This window comes from Aestuariivirga sp., assembly GCF_041738905.1.
In the GTDB taxonomy this organism is placed as follows: Bacteria; Pseudomonadota; Alphaproteobacteria; order Rhizobiales; family Aestuariivirgaceae; genus Aestuariivirga.
Map to the genome: position 1 here is coordinate 1 of NZ_JBGSOZ010000085.1, position 6,781 is coordinate 6,781.

General features: G+C 64.1%; 4 protein-coding genes and 1 pseudogene. All 5 read left to right on the forward strand.

What is annotated here, in order from left to right:
- The coding region (locus ACEW8Q_RS07530; protein WP_373503440.1) for a nitrogenase component 1 at positions 1 to 448 on the forward strand (448 nt) is incomplete at its 5' end.
- 4 nt (positions 449 to 452) lie between these two features.
- Complete coding sequence (gene bchB / locus ACEW8Q_RS07535; RefSeq protein ID WP_373503441.1) at positions 453 to 2,015, forward strand: ferredoxin:protochlorophyllide reductase (ATP-dependent) subunit B; 1,563 nt, start codon at positions 453 to 455, stop codon at positions 2,013 to 2,015.
- Positions 1,990 to 5,595, forward strand: a complete 3,606-nt coding sequence (locus ACEW8Q_RS07540; RefSeq protein WP_373503442.1) for a magnesium chelatase subunit H — start codon at positions 1,990 to 1,992, stop codon at positions 5,593 to 5,595. Before bchB ends, ACEW8Q_RS07540 begins: the two co-directional genes overlap by 26 nt.
- Positions 5,596 to 5,597: 2 nt before the next feature.
- Complete coding sequence (gene bchL / locus ACEW8Q_RS07545) at positions 5,598 to 6,500, forward strand: ferredoxin:protochlorophyllide reductase (ATP-dependent) iron-sulfur ATP-binding protein (protein WP_373503443.1); 903 nt, start codon at positions 5,598 to 5,600, stop codon at positions 6,498 to 6,500.
- Positions 6,497 to 6,691: pseudogene (locus ACEW8Q_RS07550) on the forward strand (magnesium protoporphyrin IX methyltransferase); the annotation flags it as partial. The gene bchL and the pseudogene ACEW8Q_RS07550, both read left to right, overlap by 4 nt.
- Between the last annotated feature and the right edge of the window lie 90 nt (positions 6,692 to 6,781).

Here is a 6,781-nt window from a genome sequence, read left to right on the forward strand (position 1 = left end):
CACCGATGCAGGTCACGCCCGCGCCACGCGGGCCATGGCGCCGCATCGCGAACAGCTGAACGGCAAGCGCATCTTCTTCTTCCCCGATTCGCAGCTCGAAATTCCATTGGCCCGCTTCGTGTCGCAGGAACTCGGCATGGAACCTGTGGAAGTCGGAACGCCCTACCTCCACCGCCAGCATCTGGCACAGGAGATGGGCCAGCTTCCCGCCGGCACCGTGCTGAGCGAGGGCCAGGACGTTGAAAAACAGCTCGACCGCTGCCGCGCCGCCAATCCTGATCTGGTCGTATGCGGCCTTGGCCTCGCCAATCCGCTGGAGGCCGAAGGCTTCACCACCAAGTGGTCGATCGAACTCGTGTTCACGCCGATCCAGGGCTACGACCAGGCAGGCGACCTCGCCCGCCTGTTCTCGCGCCCGCTCGATCGCCAGACGCGGCTGGGAGTGTAGCGCGATGCAACTCACCCTCTGGACCTACGAAGGACCGCCCCACGTCGGCGCCATGCGCATCGCAACCGCGATGAAGGGCCTGCACTATGTGCTGCACGCGCCGCAGGGCGATACCTACGCGGACCTGCTCTTCACCATGATCGAGCGCCGCAGCGCGCGTCCGCCCGTCACCTACACCACCTTCCAGGCGCGCGACCTTGGCGGCGACACCGCCGAACTGTTCAAGACCGCCTGCAACGATGCCTATGAGCGCTTCCAGCCACAGGCGATGATCGTCGGCGCATCCTGCACGGCGGAGCTGATCCAGGACGACCCGGGCGGCCTTGCAAAGGCGCTGGCGCTTCCCATCCCGGTCATTCCGCTCGAGCTTCCCTCTTATCAGAAGAAGGAAAACTGGGGCGCGGCAGAAACCTTCTACCGCATCGTGCGCGGGCTTTGCGCGCCCGGTTCGCGGCCCGCTGAAATCAATCCGCGCTCCTGCAACATCCTCGGCCCCACGGCATTGGGCTTCCGCCACCGCGATGATCTGGCCGAGATCACGCGGCTGCTCGGGCGGCTCGGCATCGCCATCAATGTGGTGGCGCCGCTCAATGCAACACCCGCCGACATCGCGCGCATCCCCGAGGCCGGTTTCAATGTCGTCCTTTATCCCGAGACGGCGGAGAGTGCCGCGCGCTGGCTGGAGAAGACTTTCAACCAGCCGATGACCACCGTCATCCCGATCGGCGTCTCGGCCACCCGCGAATTCGTGGCGCAGGTGGCAACGCTCGCCGGGGTCGACGCCTCGCCCGTGCTGGAAGACGAGGCGTGCCGCCTGCCGTGGTATTCGCGCTCGGTCGATTCGACCTATCTGACCGGCAAGCGCGTCTTCATCTTCGGTGACGCGACCCATGCGATTGCCGCAGCGCGGATGGCGAAAGAGGAACTGGGTTTCGACGTCGTCGGCCTTGGCACATATTCACGCGAGTTCGCGAGGCCCGTGCGCGAGGCGGCGGCGAAACTCGGGATTGAAGCGCTCATCACCGACGACTACCTCGATGTCGAGGCGAAGGTCGCCGAACTTCAGGTCGAGCTGGTGCTCGGCACACAGATGGAACGCCACATCGCCAAGAAGCTGGGCGTGCCCTGCGCGGTGATTTCGGCACCGGTCCATGTGCAGGACTTTCCGGCCCGCTACTCCCCCCAGATGGGCTTCGAAGGCGCCAACGTGATCTTCGACACCTGGGTTCATCCACTGATGATGGGCCTTGAGGAACACCTGATCCACATGTTCCGCAATGATTTCGAGTTCAACGACAGCGCCGCCGCCTCGCACTTGGGCCATGGTGCCGCAAAGCATGAACCTGCACCTCAGGCGCCTGGTCATGCGCCCGTGCCGAACGCTGCCGCCAACGCCGCCGAACAGGCATCCGGCTGGGCGCCCGACGCGGAAAAGGAATTGCAGAAGGTTCCCTTCTTCGTGCGCGGCAAGGCCCGCCGCAACACCGAACGCTATGCCCTCGAAAAGGGTGTGTCCCTCATAACAGTAGAGACGCTGTACGATGCCAAAGCTCACTACAGCCGATAGAATCCCCATGCGGGTGGTGATCGTCACGCTCGACAATCATCTGGCGGGTGCAGTCTCGCGCATCTCCGCGTCGCTCGCCCGCGAGCTGCCGGGGCTGACGCTTTCGATCCATGCCGCGTCGAGCTGGAATTCGCAGCCGTCTTCCCTTGCTGCCTGCATCGACGACATCTCGAAGGGCGACATCGTCATCGCCACGATGCTCTTCATGGAAGACCATATCCAGGCCGTGATGCCAGCGCTTGTCGCCCGCCGCGACAACTGCGATGCGATGGTTGCCTTCATGTCGGCAGGTGAAGTCATCAAGCTGACCAGGCTCGGCCGCTTCCAGATGAACGGCAGCCAGGGCACGATCGTCAATCTGCTGAAGAAGCTTCGCGGTTCAAAGACCAACGACGCGACTGAAAAGGCGACAGCGGGCGCCAAGCAGCTCGCGATGCTGAAGCGTCTGCCGAAGATCCTGCGTTTCATTCCGGGCTCCGCCCAGGACGTTCGCGCCTACTTCCTCGCCATGCAATACTGGCTGGCAGGTTCGGAAGACAACATCGCGCATCTCGTTCGTTTCCTTGCCGCGAAATTCGCCGAGGGCCCGCGCCGCTTCTATCGCGATAAGATCAAGTTCGACGCACCAAAATCCTACCCCGAAGTCGGCGTCTATCATCCGCGCCTTGCAAGCAGGATGAGCGAGAGCGCGGACAAACTTCCTTCTCCGCCGGGCACGGTCAAGGGAACCGTTGGACTGCTGCTGATGCGCTCCTACGTGCTCTCCGGTGATACAGCGCATTATGACGGCGTCATCGCAGCGTTCGAATCGCGCGGGTTGAAGGTCATTCCGGCCTTCGCAACGGGCCTCGACCAGCGCCCCGCGATCGACAGCTTCTTCATGAAGAACGGCAAGGCGACGATTGACGCGCTGGTATCGCTCAGCGGCTTCTCGCTGGTGGGCGGCCCCGCCTACAATGATGCCAAGGCGGCGGAAGAAGTGCTCGCCAGCCTTGATGTTCCCTATCTCGCGGCACAGCCCGTCGAATTCCAGACGCTGGAAGAATGGGACGCATCCGAGCGCGGATTGCACCCGATCGAAACCACCATGATGATTGCCATCCCGGAAATCGATGGCGCGACAGGCTCGATCATCTTCGGGGGCCGCAGTGGTGCAGATGCAGGCGAGCGCGGCATGCGCGTCCACGCCGAGCGCGCGGCGATGCTGGCCATGCGCGTCGCCAAGCTCGTGGCGCTCCGCCACACCGCGAAAGCAAATCGCAAGGTGGCGATCGTTCTCTTCAACTTCCCGCCCAATGCCGGCGCCACCGGCACGGCGGCCTTCCTCGCGGTATTCGAGTCGCTCTTCAACACGCTGCAGGCCATGAAGCGCGATGGCTACAGCGTGGAGGTTCCCGCCACTGTCGCCGAACTTCAGGACCGCATCCTCAAGGGCAATGCCGAGCGCTTCGGCAGCGATGCCAACGTGGTCCATCGCATCTCCGCCGACGATCACGTGCGGCGCGAGAGGCATCTGAAGGACATCGAGGCGCAATGGGGCCCTGCACCCGGCCGCAGCCTTGCCGATGGCAGCTCGATTCATGTACTGGGCGAGCGCTTCGGCAATGTGCTGGTGGGCGTGCAGCCGCCGTTTGGCTACGAGGGCGACCCGATGCGCCTGCTCTTCGAGCGGAGCTTCACGCCGACCCACGCCTTCTCCGCCTTCTACCGATATCTTCGCGAGGACTTCGCCGCCAACGCCATCCTGCACTTCGGCACTCACGGCGCACTCGAATTCATGCCGGGCAAGCAGTCGGGCCTGTCGGATGCGTGCTGGCCGGACCGCCTCATCAGCGATGTTCCGAACCTCTACCTCTATGCCGCGAACAATCCGTCGGAAGGCACGATCGCCAAGCGCCGCTCCGGAGCGACACTCGTAAGCTACCTGACGCCGCCGCTGTCGCAGGCCGGCCTCTATCGCGGCCTCGTCGACCTCAAGGCCTCGATCGGCCGCTGGCGCGCGCTGGAGCCGGAAGCGATGGAGCGCGAGCAGCTCTCGACCCTCATCCAGGCACAGGCGTCAGCTGTCGATCTCTCTCCTGCCGAGCCCGGATGGATCGATGCCGAAGCCAGCATCCAGGCCCTGCAGTCCGCCGTCCTCGAACTCGAATACACGCTGATCCCCCACGGCCTCCATGTGGTGGGTGAGGCCATGAGTGCGGAAGCCCGCGCCGAGACGCTGGCGCAGGTGATGGAAGCCAGCGGCGGCACGGCCGACGTCGCGTCCATGGACCGGTTGCTGTCTGAGGATCATGAGATCGGCGGGCTGCTCCGAGCGCTCGATGCGCGCTTCATCCGGCCGGTTCCCGGTGGCGACTTGATCCGCACACCGAGCATCCTGCCCACGGGCCGCAATCTTCATGGCTTCGATCCCTTCCGCATTCCATCCGCCTTCGCGGTGGCAGATGGCGCACGGCAAGCCTCGCTGCTGCTTCAGACCCACGTCGCGTCTGGTAAGCCGCTTCCCGAAACCGTGGCGCTGGTTCTCTGGGGAACCGACAATCTCAAGAGCGAGGGCGGCCCCATCGCGCAGGCCCTGTCGCTCCTGGGTGCCGCACCGCGCTTCGACAGCTTCGGACGGCTGTGCGGCGCGCGCCTCATGCCGCTGGAGGAACTTGGCCGCCCACGCGTCGACGTGATGCTGACGCTGTCTGGCATCTTCCGCGACCTGTTGCCGCTGCAGACACGCATGCTGGCCGAAGCCTGCTTCCTCGCCGCCTCGGCGGATGAGCCCGAACATCTGAATTTCGTGCGGAAGCATGCGCTGGCCCACATGGCAGCCACCGGCTGCGATCTCGAGACCGCGTCGCTCCGCGTCTTCAGCAATGCCGACGGTGCCTATGGCTCGAACGTCAACATGCTGGTGGACAGCGGCCGCTGGGAGGATGAGGACGAGCTCGGCGACATGTTCGCCAAGCGGAAATGCTTCGCACACGGACGAGATGGACAGGCCGCCGCACAGCAAAAGCTGATGGACCAGGTGCTGAAGGGCGTCGATCTCGCCTATCAGAACCTCGAGTCGGTGGAACTGGGCGTCACCACTGTCGATCACTACTTCGACTCGCTCGGCGGCATCAGCCGGGCGGCCGAAAAGCAGCGTGGTTCCGCCGTGCCGGTCTATATCGGCGACCAGACGCGTGGGAACGGCGTCGTCCGTACGCTGGCCGATCAGGTCGCGCTCGAATCCCGTACCCGCGTGCTGAACCCCAAGTGGTACGAGGGCATGCTGAAGCATGGCCATGAAGGCGTGCGCCACATCGAATGCCACCTGACCAACACGGTCGGCTGGTCGGCCACCACGGGCCAGGTGGCACCGTGGGTCTATCAGCAATTCACCCAGACCTATGTGCTCGACCAGTCGATGCGTGACCGGCTCGCGGCACTCAATCCCAAGGCGGCCGTCAAGGTCGTCAACCGGCTGCTGGAAGCCCAGCGCCGTGAATTCTGGAAGCCCGACGCGGAAACGCTCGCGGCCCTCCAGCGCGCAGGAGAAGAACTTGAAGACAAACTCGAAGGCATCGGTGTGGAGGTAGCGGCATGACAATGGTGATCGACCGGCGGCCCAAGTCGCACCCGGGACTAAGAGGCGATGGCGAGGGGAGCGTGCAGGTGCACCTTGACCCCATGGCCTCGATCGGAACCGCGAAGGTCTTCTCGGTTTACGGGAAAGGCGGCATCGGCAAGAGCACGACCTCTTCCAATCTCTCCGTCGCCTTTTCGAAGCTCGGCAAGCGCGTGCTTCAGATCGGCTGCGACCCGAAGCACGACTCGACCTTCACGCTGACCAAGAGTCTGATCCCCACGGTGATCGACATCCTCGAAGGTGTGGATTTCCACGCCGAGGAATTGCGCCCCGAGGACTTCGTGTTCGAAGGCTACAACGGAGTGATGTGCGTGGAGGCCGGTGGCCCGCCAGCCGGCACCGGTTGCGGCGGCTATGTCGTCGGCCAGACGGTGAAGCTTCTCAAGGAACATCATCTGCTGGAGGAAACCGACGTCGTGATCTTCGACGTGCTGGGCGATGTGGTTTGCGGCGGCTTCGCCTCACCGCTGCAGCATGCCGACCGCGCGGTGATCGTGACCGCCAACGACTTCGACTCGATTTTCGCGATGAACCGCATCGTGGCGGCCATCAATGCCAAGGCCAAGAACTATGGCGTGCGGGTGGGCGGCGTCATCGCCAACCGCTCGAAGGACACCGACCAGATCGACCGTTTCGCCGATGCGACCGGCCTGAAGCGCATCGCGCATTTCCCCGATGTCGACGCGATCCGCGTGAGCCGCCTCAAGAAGTCGACGCTTTTCGAGATGCCCTCCACACCCGAAGTGGACATGGTGCAGAAGGAATACATGCGGCTTGCGGCCCAGCTCTGGGCCGGCGGCGAGCCGCAGGAAGCACGTTCCATGAAGGACCGCGATATTTTCGACTTCCTGGGATTTGACTGATGACCGACAGCTACACTCAGCGCCGCGGCGAGATCGAGACCTATTTCGACAGGACAGCGGCTGTCACCTGGTCGAGGCTCACGTCCGATGCGCCGGTGAGCGGCATCCGCGCTACCGTGCGGGCGGGCCGCGACCGCATGCGCGCCACTCTGCTGGGCTTCCAGCAGCCGGTTGACGACCTTGACGGCCGCCTTGGGATTGAGTGCCGCTAGCCGGTCACGCATCGACTGGTCGAGCACATAGGTCTGGGTGAATTGCTGATAGACCCACGGTGCCACCTG

Coding starts and splice junctions, on each gene's coding strand:
- ACEW8Q_RS07540 (WP_373503442.1), top strand. CDS start 1,990: ATGCCAAAGCTCACTACAGCCGATAGAATCCCCATGCGGGTGGTGATC.
- bchL (WP_373503443.1), top strand. CDS start 5,598: ATGGTGATCGACCGGCGGCCCAAGTCGCACCCGGGACTAAGAGGCGAT.
- bchB (WP_373503441.1), top strand. CDS start 453: ATGCAACTCACCCTCTGGACCTACGAAGGACCGCCCCACGTCGGCGCC.